This is a genomic window from Bifidobacterium italicum, from assembly GCF_002286915.1.
Classification (GTDB): domain Bacteria; phylum Actinomycetota; class Actinomycetes; order Actinomycetales; family Bifidobacteriaceae; genus Bifidobacterium; species Bifidobacterium italicum.
Genome location: NZ_MVOG01000011.1, coordinates 14973 through 40403, shown reverse-complemented (window position 1 = coordinate 40403; position 25431 = coordinate 14973). Strand labels below are relative to the sequence as shown.

Genomic DNA, 25431 nt, shown 5'->3' with positions numbered 1-25431 from the left:
CGTCCGTATCGTATCCGGCGTCCGGGCCGCCGTCAGCGTCCCCGCAGCCGGAAGGCGGCGAACAGCAGGCACCATGAGACGATGACGATGAGCAGCATGACCCCGAAAGTCCAGGCGCCGCCGACCGCGGTCGCATGCGCGAACCGCGCCGTGCCCTGGGCTCCCGCACCCGCCTGCGCGATCGCGAACACGGTCGAGAACAGCGTCGTGCCGGCGGCGCCGCCGAACTGCAGCGACGTGTTGAACACGGCGTTGCCATCGGGGGAGAATTCGGGAGCGACGCCGCGCAGCGCCGAGGTTAGGATGTTCGAATAGCCGAGCGCGTAGCCCACACCGAAGACGAAATACAGTCCGGCGAGCAATGCGGGAGTCATGTGCATGGAGAACGCCAACATCAGCGCGACCGCCACGATGCAGGCGGTGAACGCGGCAAGAATCGGGCGCCGCGCACCATAGCGGTCATAGAACATGCCGCCGACGGGTGCGAAGAACGCGCCGATGAGCGCGCCCGGCAGCACAAGCAGGCCCGCGACGAGCGCCGTCGTGCCAAGCGAAAGCTGCGCGAGGTTCGTGATGACGTAGCCGAAGCCGATGCCGACCATCGGCATGAGCAGATAGGCGGCGAGATGGAACATGACGACGCGGTCGCGCATCCATCCCAGACGGATGAGCGGCGAATACGACCGCTTCGTGGACCAGCCGAAGAACACGAGCGAAGCGGCGCCGACTATGAGCGACGCCACCGCCACGACGATCGTGGGCACCGCGTCCTTGCCGGACACGGAATCGCTGATCGCCACACCGCCCTGGTTGATCGCGAGGATGAGCGCGGCCAATCCGACCACGATCGCAAGGAACTGCAATGGGTTCAGCCGCGCCTCCTCAAGCGGGCGCCTCTGCTGGATGCACACCAATCCGATGGGCAGCGAGACGATGAGCACGATGGGGATGACGACGACGAAGATGCTGCGCCACGGCAACGCACTCGCCGTCGCTCCGCCGACCGTCGGGCCGATCGCCGGAGCGACGGTGATGACAAGGGACCCCACGCCCATGAGCCTGCCGACCTTGGAACGCGGCGACTGCTGCAGAATGATGTTCATCATCAGCGGGGTCGCGACGCCCGAGCCGACGCCCTGGATGACACGCGCCAGCAGGATGACGGCGAAATGCGATGTGAAGACCATGATCGCCGATCCGAGGACGGCGAGCGCCACCGCCGCCACGAACGTCGACTTCATCGTGAACCGGCGGTTGAGATACGAGGACAGCGGCATCGTGACGCCGACCGAAAGCAGATAGATGGTCGTGATCCACTGTACGGTGGCCATGTTCACGCCGAATTCCTCCATGAGCTGGGGGAACAGCACCGTCATGACCGTTTCCGTAAGGATGCCGATGAACGCAAGCGAGCCGACCGCGATGATCGAGCCGATGAGCCTGCGTGGAATCCGCTCGTCCCCCGGCGTGGTCTCGACCGGCGTACCGTCATGTACCGCGGCGCTGGTGGCCCTGGTTCGCTGTTCGCGCAAAAGAGGCACACTCCTTCCTTCCCGGCGGCACCCGAAAAACGGAACGGTCCCGCCGCGCAGATGTCAATGGTTGGACGTGCCATCACGTGGCTTCGAGTCACCGGCTGAATCAGCCTGACGAAGAATCGATCGGATGGCGTCGAGACGGGGGCCGAGCTCGCGCTCGTACCCTCTGTCATTGGGATGATAATACTGCCGCCCTACCAATTCATCCGGCATATACCGCTGCGCGGCGACCGCCCCGGGGGCGTCATGCGCATATTGGTACCCCTGATGGTTGCCCCAGCTTTCCATCAGCTTCGTCGGCGCGTTGCGCAGATGCAGCGGCACCTGCCCGATACGGCCGGCGTCCACATCCGCGAGCGCGTCGTTGATCGCCCGGTAGCTCGCGTTGGACTTCGGCGCCGTCGCCACGGCGAGCGCGGCCTCCGACAGGATGATCCGCGCCTCGGGCATGCCGACCATCGCCACCGCCTGCGCCGCGGCGACAGCGACCTGCAGGATCTGCGGGGCCGCCATGCCCACCTCCTCGGCGGCGGCGATCATGATGCGCCGGGCGATGAACCGCGGGTCCTCCCCCGCCCGGATCATCCGCGCCAGATAGTGCAGCGTGGCGTCCGGATCCGATCCGCGCATCGATTTGATGAACGCGGAGATGACGTCGTAGTGGTCGTCGCCGTCCTTGTCGTAGCGCACCGTGGCGGCATCCATGACCTGCGCGACGATCTGCGGCGTGATGGCCGGCTTCGCCGTGCGCGAACCGTCCTCTGCGGCGTCCCGCGCACCGTCAAGCGCGCCGGCGGCGGCCTCGAGGATCGTCAACGACTTCCTCGCGTCGCCTCCGGCCATGCGGATGACGTCGTCGAGCGCCGCGGCCTCGATCGCGACCTTCCCGTCGAGGCCGCGCGGATCGTCGACGGCGCGCGTGACCACGGCCCTCAGTTCGTCCGGCTCGAGCGGTTCGAGCTTGACGACGACCGATCGGCTCAGCAACGGCTTGATCACCGAGAAGCTCGGGTTCTCTGTCGTTGCCGCGATGAACGTGACGTCGCGATTCTCGACGCTCGGCAGCAGCGCGTCCTGCTGCGATTTGGAGAAGCGGTGCACCTCGTCGATGAACAGCACCGTCTCGCGCCCCTCGGTCACGAGCCGCTCATGGGCGCGCGAGAGCACGGCGCGCACGTCCTTGACGCCGGACGTGACCGCGGACAGCTCCTCGAAGACGCGCCCCGACTGCTGCGCGACGATGTACGCGAGCGTCGTCTTGCCCACGCCGGGCGGTCCGTACAGGATGATGGAGCTCGGCGCCGTGAGCGAACCGCGCGACGCGGGGTCGGCGAGCCTGCGCAACGGCGAGCCGGGCGCGAGCACGCGCCGCTGTCCGACGACGTCGTCGAGCGTCGTCGGGCGCATGCGCACGGCGAGCGGCCGCACGAGTTCATCATCGGCGTCGGTGGCCGAGAACAGATCTTCCGTCATGTCCTCCAGTCTAACGTCTTCCATTTCGAACATTTGTTCGACACGCCGCCCGGGCTCACCACCCCGACCGGCATTAGACTGGACGGTATGACGGATGCAACGAAGTACGGTTCCCTCGGCGAGCTCGCGCCGAGCTGGGGATCGCAGATGGAGCCGCTGAGCGACGACGAGATCTACGAGCGCTTCTTCACGTGGGTCAACGACGTGAAGGGCGTCGAGCCATGGCCGCATCAGGAGGAGGCGATCATGGACCTGCTCGCCGGCGACCACGTCATCCTCAACACGCCCACCGGCTCTGGCAAGTCCCTCGTGGCGCTCGGCATGCACTTCGCCGCGCTGTGCACCGGCAGGCGCTCCTACTACACGGCGCCGATCAAGGCGCTCGTCTCGGAGAAGTTCTTCGACCTCGTCGACGTGTTCGGCCGCGACAACGTCGGCATGATCACCGGCGACTCCCATATCAACGCCGAGGCGCCGATCATCTGCTGCACGGCGGAGATCCTCGCGAACCAGGCGCTGCGCGAGGGCGTGCACGCCGACATCGGCTGCGTCGCGATGGACGAGTTCCATTTCTACGGCGACCCCGAGCGCGGCTGGGCATGGCAGGTGCCGCTGCTCACGCTGCCGCAGACGCAGTTCCTGCTGATGAGCGCCACGCTCGGCAACGTGGACGCGATCGCGGACAAACTCGAGGCGATGACCGACGCGGACGTCGACGTCATCGCCGATGCGCCGCGACCCGTTCCCCTCTCCTACGAGTACACGCTCGATCCGCTCGAGAGGACCGTCGAACTGGCCATCTCGAAGCACGAGACGCCGATCTACGTCGTTCACTTCTCGCAAGACGCCGCCCTCGACACCGCGCAGTCGCTCGCGAGCGCCGGAGTCTCCAGCAAGGAGCAGCGCAAGGCGATCGCCGAGGCCATCGCCGGCACGAAGTTCACGACGGCCTTCGGAAGGATCCTCAAGCGCCTGCTGTCCAACGGCGTCGGCATCCACCACGCCGGCATGCTCCCGCGCTACCGCCGTCTCGTCGAGCAGCTCGCGCAGAAAGGGCTGCTGCCGGTGATCTGCGGTACCGATACGCTCGGCGTCGGCATCAACGTGCCAATCCATTCCGTCGTGCTCACGCAGCTCACGAAGTTCGACGGCTCGCATATGCGCCGTCTGCGCGCCCGTGAATTCCATCAGATCGCCGGCCGCGCCGGCCGCAGCGGATTCGACACCGAGGGGCTCGTCATCGCCGAGGCGCCCGAATACGAGATCGAGAACGCGAAGGCCGTCGCGAAGGCGGGCGATGATCCGAAGAAGCTGCGCAAGATCAAGCGCAAGAAGGCGCCGGAGGGTTTCGTGACCTGGAACGGGCAGACCTTCGACAAGCTGATCGACGCCGCGCCCGAGACCCTCGTCCCCCAGATGAGGATCACGCATGCGATGGTGCTCAACGAGGTCGAACAGGGCGGCGACGCGCGCCGGCGCATCGACGCGCTCATCGATGATTCGCAGCAGACCCCCGAGCAGAAGGACCAGCTGCACACGCGCGCCGATGAGATCTTCACGACGCTGTTCGACACCGACGTCATCGAGACCGAGGACCGTCCCGACGGCGGCAAGGATTATTACCTGACGGTGGACGTCCCGCGCGACTTCGCGCTCGACCAGCCGCTGAGCCCGTTCCTGCTCGCCGCGCTCGAGCTGCTCGATCCGAACAGCGAGACCTACGCGCTCGACGTGATCTCGATGGTCGAGGCGACGCTCGAGGACCCCAAGCAGGTGCTGCGCGCCCAGGAGCGCCATGCGCGCGACGCGGCGATGGCGGACATGAAGGCGGACGGCGTCGACTACGACGAACGCATGGAACGCATCCAGGAGATCACCTATCCGAAGCCGCTCGCCGAACTGCTCGACGCCGCCTTCGCCAGATACCGGCACGACGTGCCCTGGGCGAACGACTACTGGCTGAGCCCGAAGTCGGTCGTGCGCGACATGGTCGAGACGGCGTCCGATTTCACCGGATACATCGCCCGCTACAACATCGCGCGTTCCGAAGGCACGCTGCTGCGCTACCTGTCCGACGCCTACCGCGTGCTGTCGCGCACGGTGCCCCCCGAGAAGCGCGACGAGCGGCTCGACGACATCATCGCATGGCTGCGCGTCGTCGTCCGCTCGATCGATTCGAGTCTGGTGGACGAATGGGAGAACGCCGGCCGTCTCGACGCCGGCGAAGCGGCGACGCTCGCCGCGCCCGCCACGACGGATGCCGTCGTCGAGGACCGCCGTGGGCTCACCGTGCTCGTGCGCAACGCGCTGTTCCGCCGCGTCCAGCTCATCGACCTCGACGATCCCGAGGCGCTCGGCACGCTCGACAAGGACTGGCATTACGGCGTGCACGAATGGGAGGACGCGCTCGACGCGTTCTACGACGAGCATGAATACGTCGGCACCGACATGAAGGCGCGCAGCGGCGAGTTCTTCATCATCGACGACCGCGACGAGAAACGCGGCCACACATGGACGGTGCGCCAGATCCTCGACGACTCGGACGGCGACCACGACTGGGCGATCACCGGCGTCGTCGATCTGGACGCCACGCAGGAGCAGGGCGAGGTCGTCTTCCGGGACTACAGCGTCAGGAACATGACCGAATCCGACTGAGCGGCGCGGGGGCGCCGGCGGAGGCGGGCAGTCCCGATCACGAATCGGCGTCGAGCCTGCGGATGGCCTCGTTCCGGTCCACGTCGAGCGGCGGCCATGTCATGTTGAAGTTCTTCATCGTCGTGCGCAGCAGCTCGGAGACGACGATGCGCGAATACCAGCGCTTGTCGGCCGGCACGAGATACCACGGCGCATAGGAGGTGCTCGTGCGCTCGAACACGTCCTGCCATGCACCCATGTAGTCGTCCCAGCGGTCGCGCGCGTCGAGATCACTCGGATCGAATTTCCAGTATTTGCGCGGATCGTCGAGACGATCGAGGAAATGCTTGCGCTGGGCCTCCTTGCTGGAGACGAGGAATATCTTGATGATCGCGCAGCCGCCGGCGACGAGGTCGCGCTCGAAGGCGTTGATCTCATCGTAGCGTCCCTTCCACACCTCCTCCGGAACGGTCCCGTAGATGTGCGGCATGACGATGTCCTCATACTGCGAACGGTCGAAGATAGAGATCCAGCCGTTTGCCGGCAGCTCCCTGCGGATGCGCCACAGGTAGTCGTGGCGGCGCTCCTGCGGCGTGGGCGCGCCGAAGCCATGGTAGTGGATGCCCATCGGGTCGACCTGGCTGAACACATGACGGACGATGCCGCCCTTACCGGAGGCGTCCATGCCCTGCAGCACGATGAGCAGCCGGTGATGATCTCCGCGTATGCCGTTGGCGTACATGAGCCGCTGGTAGCGCGCGATCTCGTTGGCACTCAACGCGATGAACCGCTCTCCGTCCTCCTGATCGCCGTCGAATCCGGGGGTCGAGCCGGCGTCGACGGCGGTGAGCTCGGTGTTCGCCGAGAACCGCAGCCGCTGCGCCGGCGGCAGCGTCCACACCGAGCTGAGCATGTCGCTGGATTTCGCCGCACGCGCGAGGCGCTCGGTGATCGTGTCCGCGTCCTCGACGCCCTGAGCCTGCGAGGCGATCCGCTTCATCGTCTTCTTGATGTTCTTCGACTGCTTGTCCTTCGCCATATCCCCAAGTCTAGCGTCCGATCCACGGTGCGCCCCATCGTCCGAAACGCCCTCCCCTCCCATCCTTCCCTCGCCAGCGCTTACGGGCGGCATCTCCCCCGTCACCGCAAACCTTCCCGGATCCCCGCCGGCGGCGTATCCGCATGCCGATGCCTCCCATGACGGCCGCCGATCATGTCCGCCGGTGAAAACGTCCGCCCATAAGGATGCACCACCCGTAACGACGTCGCCAACCTATAACGACAAGCCATCCGTAACGACGAAAACGGCCGCGGACGCAACGGGAAACGGACCCCGTTGCGTCCGCGGCCGTCTTGGGACCGTGGACGCCTCACTGCATGTCGGGGTCAGGCCTCGTACGGCCGTTGCGCCCCTTGTGGTGATGCTGATGGCCATCCCTGGCGATCTGGCTTTGCGGCTGCGTCTCGTCGTAGCCCTGCGTGTAGCGCGTGCGCCTCCAGTTGTGGATCGACGCGTTCGTGCCGCGGTGATGCACATGGTAGAGGCGCTGCGAACCACCCAGCGGGCGTTCCTCGCGCGCGACGGCGATCTGGTTGACGTTCGACGGGTCGAGGATCGCGATCGGCGCGACCGGTTCGGGCTCGGCGGGCGCCATCGTACGCTGCTGCATGCGCACCGGCAGCCATTCGGCGAGCCGCGACAGCAGCCAGCAGAGGATGAAGTAGACGACGCCGGCCACGACGAGCGTCTGCAGGATGTTGAAGTACATCGAGCCCAGCCGGCGCGATTCCTGCAGCAGATCGGTGTACATGATGATCGAGCCGAGCGCCGTGTCCTTGAGCACGACGACGAGCTGCGTGACGGCCGCCGGCATCATCGCGTAGATCGCCTGCGGCACCTCGACGCTCAGCAGCGACTGCGTACGCGTCAGGCCGAGCGCGACGGCCGCCTCATGCTGCCCGTTGGGAAGGTTGCCGACGCCGGAGCGCACGAGCTCGGCGACGACCGAGCCGTTGTACAGCACGAGCGAGATGACGACCGCCCAGTACGCCGGGCTCGGCAGGTCCATGAACGCGAACCAACGCCAGAAGAAGATCATCATGATGAGCACCGGCACGGCGCGGCAGAACTCGATGACGACGCCGCACACGCCGCGCACGACGGCGTTCGGGATGAGTCGGCCCACGCCGAACAGCAGGCCGAACACGACGGCGCCGATCACGGCGAGGCACGTCGCACGCAGCGTCGCCCACAGGCCCGGCAGATAGAAGTCGGCCCACGCCTCGCCGTCGAGCGCCGGCTTCCACAGCTCCCAGCTGAGCTGGTTCTCGCCATCCGGCGGGTTGTGCAGCCGCATGATGATGAGGACGGCGATCGCGACGAACACGATCGCGGCGACCCAGTTGATGATCTTGATCCTTCTGAGCATCCTCGGACCGGGCTGGTCGAAGAGCAATGCGCTTTCATTTGCGGCCATGACTCACCTCCGCACCGCGAGCTTGTTGGACAGGAACGTCGTCAGCAGACCGATCGGGATGATCAGGATGACGTAGCCGAACGCGAAGATCAGGAAGATCTGGATGATGACGTCCGGTCGGAACTCGATCATCTCGCTCATCAGCGACGAGGTCTCGGTGGCGACCGATGCGGCCGCGGCGACCGTCGAGTTCTTGAGCAGCGCGATGAGCGTGTTGCCGAGCGGCGCGACGGAGCCGCGCAACGCCTGCGGCATGATGATGAGCGTCGCCGACTGCATGAAGTTGAGCCCCATCGCGCGGGCGGCCTCGGCCTGTCCGAGCGGCACCGTGTTGATGCCGCTGCGCAGCGACTCGCAGACGAAGGCCGCCGTGTACAGCGACAGGCCGACGACCGCGAGCCAGAAGAAGTTCGTCTCGAAGTTGTCCGAGAAGCTCAGCTTGAGCTGCGCGAACGCGCCGAGCACCATGAAGACCATGATGATCGTCAGCGGCATGTTCTTGAAGAACTCGACGTAGCCGCCCGCGACGTGCCGCATCGACGCGATCGGCGAAATGCGCATGAGCACGAGGACGATGCCGAGGATCGCCGAGAACAGCGCCGACCAGAACGTCAGTTCGAGGTTGACGAGGAACGCGGCGGGCACGTTGTACTGCTGGAACAGCGAGATGAATCCTTCCATGTCACTCCCCCTCGTCCGGTTTCGGCGGATTGTACTTCGGGTTCGGCTTGTAGCCGGTGCCCTCGGTCGCGTTCTCGATCGCACGCTCCCATTCGCCGGTCTTCTCCATCTCCTCGATGGCCGCGTTGATCTTCGTCGCGAAGTCCTTGGAGCCGGCGTCCTTCTTGATGCCGACGCCGTAGTACTCCTCGGTGAACGGCTTGCCGACGACCTTGAGCTTGCCGCGCGAGGCCGACGCGAGACCGGCGAGGATGATGTCGTCGGTCGTCACGGCGTCGACGATGCCGGAGAGCAGCGCCGTCGCGCATTCCGCGTATCCCGGCTGCTCCATGAGCTGCACTTCCTTCGCGAACTTCTCCTTGACGACCTTCGCCGACGTCGATCCGGTGACCGAGCACAGGCGCTTGCCGTTGAGGTCCTGCGGACCCTTGATCGAGTCGTCGTTCGCGCGGACCATGAGGTCCTGTCCGGCCACGAAGTACGGGCCGGCGAAATCGACCGCCTTCTTGCGCTCGTCGGTGATCGAATACGAGGCGAGGATCATGTCGACGTCGCCGTTCTGCAGCATCGCCTCGCGCTGCTTGCTCGGCGCCTCCTTGAACACGATCTGCGAATCGGTGTAACCGAGCTGGTTCGCGATGTAGCGGGCCACGTCCACGTCGAAGCCCTCATAGGTCCCCGACTTCTTGAAGCCGAGCCCCGGCTGGTCGAATTTGATGCCGACCTTGATGACGTCGCCGTCGCCGTCGTCGGCGCCCGATCCGCACGCCGCCACCCCCGCGGCGCACGCGAGCGCGCACAGCGCGGCGAGCCCTTTGCGCAACAGCGTGCGCATGGTTGTTCGTTGGGTCATTGTTCCTTCTTTGCTTGCTTTCGTTCGCGGTGCGGCCCCGTTCCTCCCAAGGGAGCCGCCGGCTGCGTCAGTGGGTGAGGATCTTCGACAGGAAGTCCTTCGCGCGCTCCGTCTGCGGATGCTCGAAGAACTCGTCGGGCGTGCCGCGTTCGAGGATCTGCCCGTCGGCCATGAAGATGATGCGGTCGGCGGCCTTGCGCGCGAAGCCCATCTCATGGGTGACGCACAGCATCGTCATGCCTTCGTGGGCGAGCTCGACCATGACGTCGAGCACCTCGTTGACCATTTCCGGATCGAGCGCCGAGGTCGGCTCGTCGAAGAGCATGACCTTCGGGTGCATCGCGAGCGCGCGGGCGATCGCGACGCGCTGCTGCTGGCCGCCGGAAAGCTGAGACGGCATCTTGTTCGCCTGGGAGTCGACGCCGACGCGCGCGAGCAGGTCCATCGCCTCGCGTTCGGCCTGCGTCCTGTCCATGTGGCGGACCTTGATCGGCGCGAGCGTCACGTTGTCGAGGATCGTCTTGTTCGCGAAGAGGTTGAAGGACTGGAAGACCATGCCGACCTCGGCGCGCAGCTGCGCGAGCGCGCGGCCCTCCTTCGGCAGCGGCTGGCCGTCGATGCGGATCACGCCCGAATCGATCGTCTCGAGACGGTTGATCGTGCGGCACATCGTCGATTTTCCGGAGCCGGACGGACCGACGATGACGAGCACCTCGCCCTTCTTGACTTTGAGGTTGATGTCGCGCAGCACGTGCAGATTGCCGAAGTGCTTCTCCACGTGCTCGAGCTCGACGAGGTAGCGGTCGTCGCCCTGCGCGTCCTGTTGTGTTGCTGTAGTTGCTGTCATAGGCGCACAGTCTAGGGTTTGTGTGTTTCATATGGCAAACGCGCAGACCCCCGTTCGCCGATTCCGAATATTATCCGGTCATATCGTGAAACGGTGTATCATTATCGGCCCCGCATGGCGGACGAAGCGGCGATGATCCCGCGGATCCGCGTGCCGGCGCGGCGGCCGGTTCAGACGATGCGCTTGTGCGACGAGAGGAACTGCACGGCCTCGGCGACGGCGGCGTCGCGGTCGGCGCCGGTGAGGGGATGGCCGAGGTGTGTGTACAGGCTCACCGCGCAATTGGGCATCGCCGCGCCGTACTGTCTGGCCGCGCCGTCTCCGACGACGGCGTCGTCCTCGCCCTGGATGGCGAGCGAGGGCCCCCGGAACATCGCCGTCGTCTCGTAGATCGGCAACGTCTGCGCGATGCGCACGTATTTGCCGGCGACGTCCTTGCCGTTCCTGAGCGTGATCTCGTCGGGGACGTGGTTCGCGTCGAAGGGCACGCCGAGCAGCGTGCCGCGCAGCGCGTCGTCCTTGATCGTCGCGGCCGGCGCGAGCATGACGAGGTTGTTGATCACATCGGAGTACATGCCCGCGGTCATCCCGGCGATGACCGCCCCCTGCGAATGCCCCATCAGCGAGATCTCGGTCGGCTGGATGCGTGTGCGCACGTCATCGAGCACGGCGATCGCGTCCTCGATCTGGTTGAACACGTCGGAGTCCTCGAAGGCGCCGTCGCTGCGTCCGCGCCCGTTGAAGTCGAAGCGCACGACGGTGAAGCCCTGCCCGACGAGCCCGTCGGCGATCTGCTGGTAGACGTCACCCTCTTTGGCGCCCATGTCGCGCATGAAGCCGTGCATGAAGATGACGGCCGGCCCGTGCGGCGCATCCCCCGGCCGTTCGACGAGTCCGCGCAGCGTGAGCCCGTCGCGCTTGACTTCGATTTCCTCGCTTGTCCTGTCCGTCATCTGCTGTCCTCCTGACCATTGGCGTGCACTACCGGCCATCGTAGACGCCGCAGCCGCGGGACGACCGCCGTCATGCCGAGGGCCAACCCGGGCCGACGACCGGCGGCGGACACGCCAAATACCGCCGCCGATAAGCGTCACGACCGCCCACAGGCCCGCAACCGGCAGCGCATATGCGCCGGGAGAACCCGCCGGCAGCGGGGCGTGGCGAGCATGGCGAAAGAGGGCCGGGTGCGGTTTGAACCGCACCCGGCCCTCTTCGAATCAGTCAGATCGGCCGAATCGCCCGAATCGGCGCGGACTCAGTCGTCCTCCTCCGGATCGTAGTCGACGCCGGTCTCCGCGCGCTGCTCATCGCTGATCGGCGCCGGCGCACCGGTGAGCGGGTCGCGGCCGCCGCCGGCCTTCGGGAAGGCGATGACGTCGCGGATCGAGTCGGCGCCGGCGAGCAGCGCGACGGTGCGGTCCCAGCCGAGCGCGATGCCCGCGTGCGGCGGCGCGCCGTACTTGAAGGCCTCGAGCAGGAAGCCGAACTTGTCGTTCGCCTCCTCGGGCGTGATGCCGAGCACGTTGAGCACGCGGTCCTGGATGTCGTCGCGGTGGATACGCACCGAGCCGCCGCCCATCTCGTTGCCGTTGCACACGATGTCATACGAGTCGCTCATCGCGTGCTCCGGATCCTGGTCGAAGGTGTCGATCCAATCCTTCGACGGCATCGTGAACGGATGGTGCATCGACGTCCACTTCGAGTGGCCGACGGCCACGTCGTCGTCATCCGGATCGTCGGTGCGCTTGAACAGCGGGAAGTCGACGACCCATGTGAACGCGAACTCGTCGGGCTTGAGCAGGCCGGCGCGCTCGGCGAGCTCGACGCGCACGGCGCCGAGCAGCAGCTGAGAGGATTCGCGCGCTCCCGCGGCGAAGAACACGGCGTCGCCGTCCTCGGCGCCGACGGCCTCCTTGAGCCCGGCGCGCTCAGCCTCGGAGAGGTTCTTCGCGACCGGTCCCTTGAGCTCGCCGTCCTCGGCGAAGACGACGTACGCGAGACCCTTCGCGCCGCGCTGCTTCGCCCAATCCTGCCATGCGTCGAACTGACGGCGCGGCGTGGCGGCGCCGCCCCTGAAGAGCACGGCGCCCACATACGGGGCTTGGAACACGCGGAACGGCGTGTCCTTGAAATAATCGGTGAGTTCGACGAGCTCGTTGCCGAAGCGCAGATCCGGCTTGTCCGAGCCGTACTTGTCCATCGCGTCCTGCCAGGTGATGCGGTCGATCGGCAGCTTGACGTCGTAGCCGTCGGCCTTCCAGATCGCCGCGATGACCTGTTCGGCCATCGCCATGACGTCCTCCTGGTCGACGAAGGCCATCTCCATGTCGAGCTGCGTGAACTCCGGCTGGCGGTCGGCGCGGAAGTCCTCGTCGCGGTAGCAGCGCGCAAACTGGTAGTAACGCTCGACGCCGGCGACCATGAGCAGCTGCTTGAGCAGCTGCGGCGACTGCGGCAGCGCGTACCACGAACCCGGCACGAGGCGCGCCGGCACGACGAAATCGCGCGCGCCCTCCGGCGTCGACTTGATCATCGTCGGCGTCTCGACCTCGGTGAAGCCGAGTTTGTCGAGCTCGGTGCGCGCGGCGCGCATCATGTCCGAACGCAGCTTGACGTTGCGCTGCATCGCCGGACGGCGCAGATCGAGATAACGGTACTTGAGGCGCACATCCTCGCCCGGCAGCTTGTTCTCGGACTCGTTCTCGAGCGCCGTCGACACCTGGAACGGCAGCGCGTCCGACTTCGCGAGCACGTCGATGCGGTCGGCGACGACCTCGACCTTGCCGGTCGCGAGATGGTCGTTCTCGTTGCCCTCCGGACGCAGGCGCACCGCGCCCTCGACCTCGATGACGTATTCGCTGCGCAGCGGCCGCGCCATCTCCTCGTCGTTGATGACGACCTGCACGAGTCCGCTGTTGTCACGAAGATCGATGAATGCGACGCCGCCGTGGTCGCGGCGACGGTCGACCCAACCGGCGAGCGTGACGCGTTCGCCGACGAGATCCTCGGTAACCTCGGTGGCGTGATGGGTGCGATAAGCCGTCTGGCTCATACTTCCTCTATTCTGTTCGTTTTTCGGTTGTTGTGGTTCCTTCGTCGCGCCGGCGCGCCCGCATCCGCGGAACGTGCCGGCGCGGGCGGCTCAGGCGTTCGTCGTCACCGTTTGCTGGGCATACACAGTATCCGGCTCCCATGACCGTGCATCGGCGTCGATCTGCTCGCCGCTGACGATGTTCTTCACCTGGTCGGGGCCGTCGTCCGCGGGGTCCTCGTTGGGGAACCACACGTATGGGATGCCGAGTTTGTCGGCGTATTTGATCTGCTTGCCGAGCTTGGCGGCGGTCGGCGCGACGTCCGCCGCGATGCCGCGGGCGCGCAGCCGGCGCGCGACCTCGTTCGAGTCGGCGCGGTTCTCCTCGTTCCACACGGCGACGAGTACGCATGCCGGCGAGATGCGCGACGCGGTCGCGCCGGCCGAATGCAGCATGTAGGAGACGAGCCTCGACAGGCCGATCGACAGGCCGACCCCCGGGTATTTGCGGCTGCCCTGCGTAGCGAGGTTGTCGTAGCGGCCGCCCGAGCAGATCGAGCCGAGCGAGTCGGCGCCGTCGAGGAAGGTCTCGTAGACGGATCCGGTGTAGTAGTCGAGTCCGCGGGCGATCTTGAGGTCGGCGATGACCGAGCCCGGGCGGATGCGCGCGGCCCCGTCGACGATCATCGTCAGCGTGTCGAGGCCCTCCTTCGCCATCGCGTAGTCGTCGCCGTCCATGTCGATGTGGTGGATCTCGCACAGGCCGTCGAAACGGTCGATGAGCGCGGCGCCGTCGGACGCGGTGATCTGCGCGAGCTCGAGGCACGCCTTCGCCTGGTCGGGCGTCGCGCCGCATTCGGACACGAGCAACGAGGCGACCTCGTCGGCGCCGATCTTGTCGAGCTTGTCGATCTCACGCAGCACGCCTTCGATGTCCGTCAGGCCCAGGCCGCGGTAGAAGCCTTCGGAGAGCTTGCGGTTGTTCGCGTGGACGGTGGCCTTCGGCAGGCCGAACCCACGCAGCCGCTCGAGCGCGCCGACCATGACGAGCGGCAGCTCGACCTCGTAGTGCTCGGGAAGCGTGCCGTCGCCGACGACGTCGATGTCGGCCTGGACGAACTCGCGGAAACGGCCCTCCTGCGGGCGCTCGCCGCGCCACACCTTCTGGATCTGCCAGCGTTTGAACGGGAACGGCAGCTGTCCCGAATGCTCGACGACATAGCGGCTCAGCGGCACGGTGAGGTCGAAATGCAACCCGAGACGCTGCTCGACGGGGGTGTCCGACTCATGGCCGACCTCCTGCAGGCGCGAGAGCAGGTAGATCTCCTTGCTCGTCTCGCCCTTCTTGAGCAGGCTCGACCCCTGTTCGATCGCACGGGTCTCGATGCCGATGAACCCGTTGAGCTCGAATACTTCACGGAGCGTGTCGATGACACGCTGCTCCACTACGCGTTCAGAGGGGAGCCACTCTGGGAAACCTGATATAGATGCACCTTTTGCCACGGTTCCACATCATAAGGGATGTCGCGGAAAATGTATCGATACCATTGCCTACACTAAGGGCGTAAGAGTGTGAATACGTTCCCATTCTTACGTGTCCACCAAGCCTAAGGAGCTGACCATGGCCGACAACAACGTCACCGAACCCCAGACCAACGACCCGACGCGGCAGACGGGCGCCACCGAAGCGGCGAAGAGCGCGAAGGCGGCGCCGACGCCGGCGGCCATCAAGGCCCATGCTCCCTCGCCGGCGGCGTTCGCGAAGAGCGCGGCGCACGCTCCTGCGGCGAAGACCGGCGGCTTCGGCGAATCGGAGATCAAGGACGCGGAACGCTTCGGCCGCGTCGACGACAACGGCACCGTCTACGTCAAGGACGGCGACGAGGAACGCGAGGTCGGCCAGTTCCCGGACGCCTCGAAGGAGGAGGCGCTTTCGCTGTACGCGCGCCGCTACCTCGACCTCAAGGCGAGGCTCGACCTGTTCGCGCAGCGCCTCAAGTCGAACTCGATCAAGCCGCGCGAGATCGACGAGACGGTGACGGCGCTGGGAGAGGAGCTCGTCAAGCCCGACGTCGTCGGCGACATCCCCTCGCTGCGCGGCCGTTTCGAGGAGCTCAAGGCGAAGGCGCAGGAGAAGAAGACGTCGATCGCCGCAGCACGCAAGGAGGCGGTCGCGAAGGCGGTCGCCGAGCGCACGAAGATCGTCGAGAAGGCGGAGGAGCTCGCCGCGGGCCTCGGCGACAACACGAACTGGCGTTCCACGGCGGACAAGTTCCGTTCGCTGTTCGACCAGTGGCAGCAGCATCAGCGCACGACGGTGCGCATCGACAAGGCCGACGCGGACGCGCTGTGGAAGCGCTTCTCGTCGGCGCGCACGACCTTCAACCAGTCGCGCCGCAAGTGGGCGCAGGCGCGTGACAACGAACGCGCGGCCGCGCGCAAGGCCAAGGAGGCGATCATCGCCGAGGCGAACGAGCTCAAGGATTCGACCGCATGGGCGGAGACCTCGCATCGCTTCAACGACCTGATGGCCCGCTGGAAGCAGGCGGGACGCGCCGGCCGCCAGGAGGACGACGCGCTGTGGGCGCAGTTCCGCGAGGCCGCCGACACGTTCTTCAACGCGCGTCAGGCCGACCGCGATCAGATGAACAGCGCTGAGAAGGAGAACCTCGCCAAGAAGGAGGCGCTCCTCATCAAGGCCGAGGCGCTCGTGCCGGTCAAGGACGAGGCGCAGGCGAAGCAGGCGCGACAGCAGCTCGCCGAGATCCAGGAGGAATGGGATCAGATCGGCTATGTGCCGCGCGAGGACATGCGCCGCATCGAATCGCGTCTCGACGACGTGGATAAGCAGATCAAGGCCGTCGAGGACGCCGCGTGGAAGCGCACCGATCCGGAGGCCGACGCCCGCAAGTCCAGCTTCGAGGGCCAGCTCAAGGCGCAGCTCGACGAACTCGACGAGCGCATCGCCAAGGCGAGCGACCCGAAGGTCAAGGCGAAGCTCGAAGCCGAGAAGGCCACGAAGGAGCAGTGGCTCAACGCGATCATGTGATCGCCGCCAGCCGCATCGCAGCCAATACAAAGAGAAGGGATGCGCCCAAGGTGCGTCCCTTCTTTTTTGTCTTTGTGCGTTGTCTTTGTCGCCCTCCCCCGCCGCCTTCCGCTACCGGTAGCACTGCTCCCCAATCCTTACGGGCGGCTCGCATCGCACGCGACGCTTACGGGCAGCATTGTCTTACGGGCAGCATGGTCGTATGGGCACGGTCTTCTTACGGGCGGTATCACTCACGCATCATGCTTACGGGCAGCACTACCCGAACGCACACATGTCGTTGCCTGCGATGACATGCGCGGAGACAACAACAGTGCAGCGGACACCCGAATCGGATGTCCGCTGCACCATGAAGAACACTGCGATCGATAAGAAATCGCAATCACAAAAACAACGCATAATCAGCGCATCGCAGGCAGCGCCCCGTAAGCGAGAAGGTCGCCGCCCGTAAGTGCCACCCCTAGGCGATGCTACCGCTAAACAGCACCGCCCGTTATCGGTAGCGCGCGCCACCAATAAGCGCCGCTGCCGGTAACGCGATCGCTACCGGCAGCACCACCTCGTCCGTTACCGATAACCACCGCTACCGGTAGCGGTCGCAGATGTCACTCGAAGAGAACCATGTTCGGGTCGTCGGTGGCGGTCTCGTACTTGGTGCCGTCATAGACGAGGAAAGCGCCGGACTGCATGTCCTTGCCGCTCAGGTGCTCCATGTTGACTTCGCTGATCTCGTTGACGATGGCCGCGAGCGCCGGACCTTCCTGAATGTACTGCGCGGCGTTGAGCGAAGCCTCCTGCTCGTCACGCGGCGCGGCGGCGAATACGTCGTCGGCGTAGGCGCCGATCGCGGTGCGCAGCGGATCGTCGGCATCCTCGAACTGCGCGCCGAGCCACGACTTCACCGTCTCATGGGCGATCGTGAGCAGCGGCGTGCGGAAGCTGTCCGTCTTCAGCGACGAGCGCATCGTGTCCACGTCCTGCGCGGCCGTGTCCTCGTTGATGAACGACGTTTCCTCATCAGATCCGACATGTGCCGCGATCGTCGAGACCGCCGCCTTGACGAAGTCCGACGCGAGCGCGCCGACACCTTCGCTGTCAGGGAAGTATCCGTCGAAGGCGTCGTGCTGATACGCCTCATATGCGCGCGTCAGCGCCTCCGTGTCGATTGTCTGCGAGTCAATCGTGCCAAGTTCCAAAGCAGCCATAGTGCAAGTCCTTTCGTATTCATCGTCTTTTTCGATGACTACTGATGATGGTAGGCGCGCCGCCCGTGACCTCCAATGATTCTCCCCATCAGGGGAATCGCCAGATATGCACGGCCATTTCGGCATGGTTCTGCCGCATTTTCCGGGCGCCGCATTTACGCATGGCGAACCGACCTGCATGCGGCGTCGCGTTGTGCAAGGGACCGCGCATCCGGTAAGCATGAACGATGTGCCGCCCGTAAGAACGACGCCGCCTATAAGAGTGACGTGCTGCCGATAAAAACGATGCCACCCGTAAGTGCAAGGTGCTGCCTGTAAGAATGACGCTGCCCGTAAGAACAACGCCGCCCGTAAGAGTGAGGCTGCCTGTAAGTACAACGACCCGTAAGGATGACGTACCGCAAGAACGACGTGCTACCCGTAAGAACGACGACTTCCCGTAAGAGCCACGTCTTTACAGCCCGGAAAAACGTGAAAGGGCGCGCACCGGAGTGGTGCGCGCCCTTTCGCGTAGGATCAAAGGCCGTCAGCGGCAGATCATTCGGCGCCGCCAACCGGCTGCGGCTCCTCGACGACGACGTCCTTGCTCGCGTCGCCCTCGCCTGCCGCCGGCAGCTCGAAGGGTTCGCCCTTGAAGGTGAACTCGCCGAGGATGCCGTCGCCTTCGGCGTCGACGACCACACGTTCGTTGTCGTTGAGCTCGCCCATCAGGATCTTCTCGGAGATTGTGTCCTCGATGTCGCGCTGGATGACGCGGCGCAGGGGACGCGCGCCGAGCAGCGGGTCGAAGCCCTTCTCCGCGAGCAGGTCCTTCGCCTTGTCCGTCAGGTCGAGCTCCATGTGGCGCTCGAAGAGACGGTCGTTGAGCTGCTTGACGTCCAGATCGACGATCTGGCGCACCTGCGGCTCGGTGAGCTGGCGGAACACGATGATGTCGTCGAGACGGTTGAGGAACTCGGGACGGAACTGCTGCTTGAGCTCGTTCGAGACCTGGTCCTTCATCCGCTGGTAGCTCGACTCGGTGTTGTTGCCCATGTTGAAGCCGGTGTTCGCCGCCTTCGCGATGTCGCGCGTGCCGAGGTTCGTCGTCAGGATGATGATCGTATTCTTGAAATCAACCTTGCGTCCCTGACCGTCGGTCAGATGGCCGTCGTCAAGCACCTGCAGCAGCGTGTTGAAGATGTCCGGATGCGCCTTCTCGATCTCGTCGAAGAGCACGACCGAGAACGGCTTGCGACGCACCTTCTCGGTGAGCTCGCCGCCCTCCTCGTAGCCGACGTATCCAGGAGGCGCGCCGAAGAGGCGCGACGCCGCGTACTTCTCGGAGAACTCCGACATGTCGACGCGGATGAGCGCGTCCTCGTCGTCGAACAGGAACTGCGCGAGCGTCTTCGCGAGCTCGGTCTTGCCCACGCCGGTCGGGCCGGCGAAGATGAACGAGCCCGCCGGGCGCTTCGGATCCTTAAGTCCCACACGTGTGCGCCGGATCGAACGGGACAGTGCGGAGACCGCCTCATCCTGGCCGATGATGCGCTTGTGGAGCTCCGATTCCATCGACATGAGCTTCTTCGATTCCGCCTGCGTGAGCTTGAACACCGGGATGCCGGTGCTCTGCGAGATGACCTCGGCGATGACGTCCTCGTCGACGACCATGCGGACGTCGGATTCACCTTCGCGCCAGGCCTTCTCCTTCTCCTTGCGTTCGCCCTCCAGCTTCTCCTGGCTGTCGCGAAGCTCGGCGGCCTTCTCGAACTCCTGGTCCTTGATCGCCTGATCCTTGTCCTTGGCGATCTTCGCGATGCGGTTGTCGAGCTCCTTGAGCTCCGGCGGCGCCGTCAGGCGCTTGATGCGCAGACGCGCCCCCGCCTCGTCGATCAGGTCGATCGCCTTGTCCGGCAGGTTGCGGTCCTGGATGTAGCGCGCGGAAAGCTCCGCGGCCGACTGCAACGCGCCGTCGGTGATCGTCACGTGATGATGGTTCTCGTACCGTGCACGCAGGCCCTTGAGGATCTCGATCGTCTCGGCGATCGACGGCTCGGCGACCTGAATCGGCTGGAAACGGCGTTCGAGCGCCGCGTCCTTCTCGATGTACTTGCGGTATTCGTCGGTCGTCGTCGCGCCGATCGTCTGCAGCTCGCCGCGCGCGAGCATCGGCTTGAGCATATCGGATGCGCCGAGCGCGCCGTCCGCGGAGCCCGCGCCGACGATCGTGTGGATCTCGTCGATGAACAGCACGATGTCGCCACGCGTCTTGATCTCCTTGAGCACCTTCTTGAGGCGCTCCTCGAAATCGCCGCGGTAGCGCGATCCCGCGACCATCGAGCCGAGGTCGAGCGAATACACCTGCTTGTCCTTGAGCGTCTCGGGCACGTCAGCCGAGACGATCTTCTGCGCGAGTCCTTCGACGACGGCGGTCTTGCCGACGCCCGGCTCGCCGATGAGCACCGGGTTGTTCTTCGTACGACGCGAGAGCACGACCATGACGCGCTCGATCTCCTTGCTGCGTCCGATGACCGGGTCGAGCTTGCCCTCCTGCGCCTCGGCGGTGAGGTTGCGACCGAACTGGTCGAGGATGGCCGAGCCGCTCTGGCCGCGCTTGTCCTGCACGCCGCCGGCGTTCGCCATGTCGCCCTTGTCCTCCGAACCGTTCGAATTGCCCCGGATCATGTCGATCGTCGTGGTGCGCAGTTCCCCGAGGTCCACGTCCATCTTGATGAGGACCTGGGTGCCCACTCCCTCACCCTCGCGGATGAGGCCGAGCAGGATGTGTTCGGTGCCGATGTAGCTGTGCCCCAGCTGCAGCGCCTCGCGCAGCGAGAGCTCCAGCACCTGCTTGGCGTGCGGCGTGAAGGGTATGTGGCCGTTCGGCGCCGCATTGCCCTTGCCGATCATCTCCTCGACCTGCTTGCGCGTGTCCTCGAGCGTGACGCCCTTGGCTTCCAGGGCCTTCGCGGCGACGCCCTCTCCCTCACGAATCAGGCCGAGCAGCAGATGCTCGGTGCCGATGTAGTTGTGCTGGAGGGCACGAGCCTCTTCCTGCGCGAGCACGATGACGCGCCGCGCACGGTCGGTAAACCGTTCGAACATGCTTGTCCTTCCATGACTTGGTAATTCCACATCACTCTACAGATTTCTGATGACGTTTATTTCCATGCCGTCCGAGTTTCTCCGCGGGACGACTACGTTATGCTTGAAGACGGTGAGCGCAGCCGCGCGGGGCGCGGCGAGGAACAAAGCAGGCCGCACGCGCACGCCCCGGCCCATCCACCAACGAAGGAGCAACGCATGAGCGCAACAATCGATTCTCTCAATCCCTCCGGGGACATCGTCGTCGGCGTCGACGGCTCCCCCGAGTCGTTCGCGGCGCTGCGCTGGGCGCTGCAGCAGGCGCGGCTGTCCGGGCAGCGCGTCAACGCCGTGTACGGATGGTCGTATTCATGGGACATGGGTCCCGAACCGGCGAACAAGGAGGAGGCGGACGCGCTGCGCAAGCGCATCGCCGACGAGCTGCATGTGTGGGTCGAGGCGGCGTCGAAGGACATGGATCTCGCCGACGAGCAGATCGAACTGACGTCGTTCCGCGCGGCGGCGAGCACTGCGCTGCTCGAGATCGGCGCGAACGCGCAGCAGATCGTCATCGGAAGGCGTTCGATGAGCCGCGTCGCGCGCTGGCTGCTCGGATCGCTCTCCTCGTCGCTCGCCGAGGAGGCGAAGGTGCCGGTCACGATCATCCGCAGCGCGCAGGACGAGGACATCGACGTGCAGGACCAGATCGCGAACGCGCTGTCGCCGAACGACCAGGACGTGCATTTCGTGACGCCGCATGTCGAGATCCCCCGCACGGCGCGGCCGATCGTCGTCGGCGTCGACGGCTCGGACACGTCGCGGCGCGCGCTCGTGTTCGCGGCAGGCCTCGCCAGGCTCAACGACGCGCCGCTGCACGTCATGTTCTTCTGGAGGATCAAGGATCTGGGCACGGTGCCCGGATACGAGACGAGCGTCGCGCCGATGGACGTCGCCCAGCGCTACGCGATGCGCCGCCTCAAGGAGTTCATCGACGGCGCGAAGCTGCCCGGGTCGATCGACGTGACGCCGAACGCGTTCCACATCTCCCCCGGCAAGGGCCTCGTGAGCGCGTCGCGCTACGCGCGGCACGTCGTCGTCGGTTCGCGGGGCCTGAGCGGCCTTGATGCGCATTTCCTCGGCTCGGTCTCCAAGCAGGTGATCAACTCGGCCGAGTGCAACGTCACCGTCGTGCACTGAGCGGCGCCCGTCGGATGCGGGCGCCCGCGGTTCACCCTGAGCTCAGCGACGCGGCGCGTCCGCCGGTGCGGCGCATAGACTAAGTGCATTCGGAAGGCTGATGAGGACACGATGACGAACGACATGCACACACAGGACGACGGAACGACCGATGAAACGGCGTCGGCGCACGAGATCGAGGAGTCCATCGCATCGTATGACGCGACGCGGGAGGCGTCGGGGGACACGGCCGAGTTCGGCAGGCAGTCGCCTCCCTCCTTCGCGCCGCACGACGACGATGACGATGGCGACGGCGAAGGACGCAAGTCGGAGCGCGCGAACCATCGGGACGGCGACGACCATCCAGACCATGAGGACCGCTCCGAGCTGCGCCGTTCGGCGAAGAGGCGGCGCCGCCTGCCGTGGCTGACGATCGTCGTCGGCGTGCTCGTGCTGTGCGCGGCCTTCGGCTACCTGTACGCGAACGGCAACATCAGCGGTACACTGCGCGCGCAGGCGATGTCCTCGTGCCAGACGCAGGCGGCGAGGGCGACCGAGGCGAAGCGGCTCGCGGACATGGCGATCAGCTCGACGAAGGCGTACATCGACGATCCGAAGACGCAGATCGACACCGACGACCTGCGCAGGCTCAACGTCCTGATGGACGACGCCGGCAAGGAGCCGGCGATCCCTGCCTGCACGATCACGACGCGGGACAACGACCTCAAGGCGCACGCGAAGACGGCGAAGGAGTTGCACGACGTCTACATCACGATCGCGAAGGAACTGCTCGCGATCACCGGCGGCACGATTGACGGCCTCGTCGCCTCGGACTCCTTCGATGCGACGACGCCGCAGCCGACCGCGACCGTAACCGAGGAGCCGACGCCGACGCCGAGCGCGACGGGCGCCCCGTCGGCGAGCGCGACGCCGACGCCCGACGAGACGGCCACATCCTCGCCGGAACCGAGCACGTCGGACTCGTCGACCTCCTCGCCGAGCGCGTCGGCGACGCCTACGGCCAGCCCCTCGCCATCGCCCGGTTCCTCGGCCACCCGGCGGTCGGCGGCGACGCAGTCGGGCACGCAGTCCGGCACGACGGGGCGCGATGCGGCGCCGTCGACGGACCGCTGACGGCGGGAGGAACCCAGGATTCACGGATACGACGGGGGCGTGTGACGAACGATGCCGTCACACGCCCCCGTCGTATCCGCCGTCATTCGCATCGGCGGCGCCGCGGATCAGTCAGTCGTGCGCCTCCTGATACGGCTCGATGACGTCCTCATCCTCCTGCGTCGCGTCGGATGCGGTCTCGGCGATGTTCTCGACTTCGATCTCGGCACGCTCAAGTGTTTCCTGCCGCGCAGCGTCCTCCGGCTGCGCCGTATCTTCCGACTGAACAGCGTCTTCCGGCTCGACGGCGGCCGACTCCCCGGCGTCCGCCGTCGTCGCGGCGGCATCGGCGTCCTGCGCCGCCTCGGACGCGTCGGCCTTCGCCTCGAGCGCATCGACGAAGTCCTCGCCTTCGTCCTCGGCGTCGGTCGTCAGTTCGGCGACGACCTGCGTCTGGCCGATCGTGTCCTCGTCTCCCGTGGCGACGACCGTCTCATGCTGTTCGTCGGCGACGATGTCGTCGGCCGCGTCGACGATCCGCTGCGCCGGCTCGCGCAGCGTCGTCCCGGCCGCGCCTTCGTCCGCGATCGTCGCGTCGGCCGCCTCACGTTGCGTGTCGGCGTCGGGCATCGGCACCTCCGCGTCCTGCGCGGCGCGCCGCTCCTCGCGGCGCGCGTCGTCGCCGTGCGCCGCGTCCGCGTCGTGCCGGTCGTGCTTCTTCGCGTCGACGACCGTTTCGATCAGTTCGACATCGCCGCGTTCCTCGCGCGGGCTCTGCTCGACGATGTCGATGTGCACGTCGTCGTAGGCGGGTTTCGTCTGGATCCACAGACGGCTCGGCTCGGGCGGTTCGATCTGCGAATGCTCGCCGCAGCCGTGGTCGAGCGAGACGACGCGGCCGTCATCGGGGCTCCAACGGTTCGCGCAGACGCCGAACATCTCGGACAGGTCCCCGCGCAACGGGATGAAGAAGCCGCAGGTCGAGCACAGGTTGCCGTTCGCCGTCTTCGTCGAAAGGGACTTCGGGCCGTGCGGACCGTCGTACCAGCGCTGCGCCGTCTGCGCGCGCCCAATCGCCGACATCACCGAGCGCCGCGACAGGTCGAACTCCTCGATCGCGTCATGCAGGTCCTGCTGCGTCGTCGTCGAGCAGGCATCGCCATCCGCCCCGTCGGGGCGGCCGTCGGCATCCCCGACGTCCTCGGTGACGTCCTCGACGTCCTCGACGGCCTCCGTCACGGTCTCGGCTCCTTCGACGACCGCCGCGGCGTCGTCGAGGCGCGTCTCGGCGGCCTCCTCGGCCGTCTGCGGCTCCCCGGCCGCGTCCTGCACGGCGTCGTCGTCGACGGGACCATGCGTCGTCTCGATCCGCTCGATCGTCTCCTCGGTGACGCCGGCCTCGAGCCGCTCGTCGTCGGGCTCGGTGCCGATCGAATCGGTCACCGACAGGTCCGATGGTTCGAGACGGTTCTTCCACGGCACCCATGGCGGCGGCAGCAGCGCCTTGTCGGTCGGGATCAGGGACGCCTCGTCGACGGTCCATCGGTCCGCCTCGACGTCGTGGAACAACGTGACCGACCATTGCCAGCCCTCATAGCCGACCATCGTCGCCACGAAACGGAAATCGGTCACACCGTCGCCCGTCGTCTCGCTCGTCACGAAGTCGCCGACGTGGGCGGCGTCCTGGGCCGTGTCGATCGCGACGGCGCGCGCGAGCGCCTCCGGGTCAAATTCTTCTGCCATCGTTCATTCCTGTACGTCGAAGTTGTCCGCGACGGCGCGCAGCAGCTGCGCGAGCTTGCGGCTGTCCGCCTGCGACGGGTAGCGGTGGCGGCGCAGCTGGTTGCCGGCGCCGTCGAGGAGCTTGATGAGGTCCTCGACGATCGCGGCCATGTCGTCCGGCTTCGGCCGCGTCGCCTTGACGAGCGACGGAGCCGTCCTGACCGGCGTCACGCTCATCGCGACCGGTCCGCGGTTGCCGTCGACGACCGAGTACTCGACACGGGCGCCCTTGCGCAGCTCGCTCACCCCCGCAGGCAGCGAGGTCTGCGGAAGGAACACGTCCGGACCCTCATCGCCGGCGATGAATCCAAATCCCTTCTTCGCATCGAACCAACGTACACGTCCGCTAGGCATGTCCACCTCTCACTGTTCACCAGATTGTCTTGTTGCTGTTGCCGTCCTGACGCGGGGACATCCCCCGCGTTCTTACCAAATCTTCATTCTACCGCACCGCCTGCGCATCCGTCGAGCGCTTGCGCTCGGCATAGGCGGCGCATGGGGCCATC

Annotated in this window: 17 protein-coding genes and 1 pseudogene; 4 read left to right on the top strand and 14 right to left on the bottom strand. The window is 66.1% G+C overall.

The window, feature by feature from the left end; translation table 11 throughout:
* Nucleotides 1-32: 32 nt before the first annotated feature.
* Together B1400_RS04080 and B1400_RS04075 are read right to left on the bottom strand one after the other, a co-directional pair.
* Complete coding sequence (locus tag B1400_RS04080) at nt 33-1451, bottom strand: MFS transporter (protein WP_235607323.1); 1419 nt, start codon at nt 1449-1451, stop codon at nt 33-35.
* A 144-nt stretch (nt 1452-1595) separates the two neighbouring features.
* Complete coding sequence (locus B1400_RS04075; protein ID WP_095613179.1) at nt 1596-3011, bottom strand: replication-associated recombination protein A; 1416 nt, start codon at nt 3009-3011, stop codon at nt 1596-1598.
* An 87-nt stretch (nt 3012-3098) separates the two neighbouring features.
* On the opposite strand from B1400_RS04075, the gene B1400_RS04070 reads away from it, so the two are divergent.
* Entirely contained in the window at nt 3099-5666 is a 2568-nt protein-coding gene (locus B1400_RS04070; RefSeq protein WP_095613178.1) for a DEAD/DEAH box helicase, read from the top strand.
* 37 nt (nt 5667-5703) lie between these two features.
* On the opposite strand, the gene B1400_RS04065 is transcribed toward B1400_RS04070, so the two are convergent.
* The 8 genes from B1400_RS04065 to hisS form a co-directional block, all read right to left on the bottom strand.
* Complete coding sequence (locus B1400_RS04065) at nt 5704-6684, bottom strand: PPK2 family polyphosphate kinase (RefSeq protein ID WP_162288170.1); 981 nt, start codon at nt 6682-6684, stop codon at nt 5704-5706.
* Nucleotides 6685-7015: 331 nt separating this feature from the next.
* Nucleotides 7016-8122, bottom strand: a complete 1107-nt coding sequence (locus tag B1400_RS04060; protein ID WP_095613177.1) for an amino acid ABC transporter permease — start codon at nt 8120-8122, stop codon at nt 7016-7018.
* Nucleotides 8123-8125: 3 nt separating this feature from the next.
* Nucleotides 8126-8803, bottom strand: coding sequence for an amino acid ABC transporter permease (locus tag B1400_RS04055; protein ID WP_095613176.1), 678 nt, complete (start codon nt 8801-8803; stop codon nt 8126-8128).
* 1 nt (nt 8804) lies between these two features.
* Nucleotides 8805-9656: a glutamate ABC transporter substrate-binding protein gene (locus tag B1400_RS04050; protein WP_095613175.1), complete on the bottom strand. Its 852-nt coding sequence runs from the start codon at nt 9654-9656 to the stop codon at nt 8805-8807.
* Between the two features lie 67 nt (nt 9657-9723).
* Nucleotides 9724-10503, bottom strand: coding sequence for an amino acid ABC transporter ATP-binding protein (locus tag B1400_RS04045; protein ID WP_095613174.1), 780 nt, complete (start codon nt 10501-10503; stop codon nt 9724-9726).
* 170 nt (nt 10504-10673) lie between these two features.
* The gene (locus B1400_RS04040) at nt 10674-11456 is read right to left on the bottom strand and encodes an alpha/beta hydrolase (RefSeq protein WP_095613173.1); all 783 of its coding nucleotides are present in this window, start codon (nt 11454-11456) and stop codon (nt 10674-10676) included.
* A gap of 302 nt (nt 11457-11758) precedes the next feature.
* Nucleotides 11759-13555 (bottom strand): aspartate--tRNA ligase, encoded by a 1797-nt coding sequence (aspS, locus tag B1400_RS04035; RefSeq protein WP_095613172.1) that lies wholly within the window; start codon nt 13553-13555, stop codon nt 11759-11761.
* A 90-nt stretch (nt 13556-13645) separates the two neighbouring features.
* Nucleotides 13646-15037 (bottom strand): histidine--tRNA ligase, encoded by a 1392-nt coding sequence (gene hisS / locus B1400_RS04030; protein WP_095613171.1) that lies wholly within the window; start codon nt 15035-15037, stop codon nt 13646-13648.
* A gap of 118 nt (nt 15038-15155) precedes the next feature.
* Between hisS and B1400_RS04025 the strand changes: the two genes are divergently transcribed.
* Nucleotides 15156-16583, top strand: coding sequence for a DUF349 domain-containing protein (locus B1400_RS04025; protein WP_095613170.1), 1428 nt, complete (start codon nt 15156-15158; stop codon nt 16581-16583).
* A gap of 605 nt (nt 16584-17188) precedes the next feature.
* Here the strand turns inward: B1400_RS04025 and B1400_RS04020 are convergent.
* Nucleotides 17189-17788: a hypothetical protein gene (locus B1400_RS04020; RefSeq protein ID WP_133064613.1), complete on the bottom strand. Its 600-nt coding sequence runs from the start codon at nt 17786-17788 to the stop codon at nt 17189-17191.
* A gap of 537 nt (nt 17789-18325) precedes the next feature.
* Nucleotides 18326-20875, bottom strand: a complete 2550-nt coding sequence (locus B1400_RS04015; RefSeq protein ID WP_095613168.1) for an ATP-dependent Clp protease ATP-binding subunit — start codon at nt 20873-20875, stop codon at nt 18326-18328.
* A gap of 198 nt (nt 20876-21073) precedes the next feature.
* Between B1400_RS04015 and B1400_RS04010 the strand changes: the two genes are divergently transcribed.
* Nucleotides 21074-22051, top strand: a complete 978-nt coding sequence (locus B1400_RS04010) for a universal stress protein (protein WP_095613167.1) — start codon at nt 21074-21076, stop codon at nt 22049-22051.
* A 111-nt stretch (nt 22052-22162) separates the two neighbouring features.
* On the top strand, nt 22163-23164 hold the full coding sequence (locus B1400_RS04005) for a superantigen-like protein SSL4 (RefSeq protein ID WP_095613166.1): 1002 nt from the start codon (nt 22163-22165) through the stop codon (nt 23162-23164).
* A gap of 743 nt (nt 23165-23907) precedes the next feature.
* Here B1400_RS04005 and B1400_RS09925 read toward each other — a convergent pair.
* Nucleotides 23908-24886: pseudogene (locus B1400_RS09925) on the bottom strand (DUF3027 domain-containing protein); the annotation flags it as partial.
* A 3-nt stretch (nt 24887-24889) separates the two neighbouring features.
* The gene (locus B1400_RS03995; protein WP_095613247.1) at nt 24890-25279 is read right to left on the bottom strand and encodes a cold-shock protein; all 390 of its coding nucleotides are present in this window, start codon (nt 25277-25279) and stop codon (nt 24890-24892) included.
* Between the last annotated feature and the right edge of the window lie 152 nt (nt 25280-25431).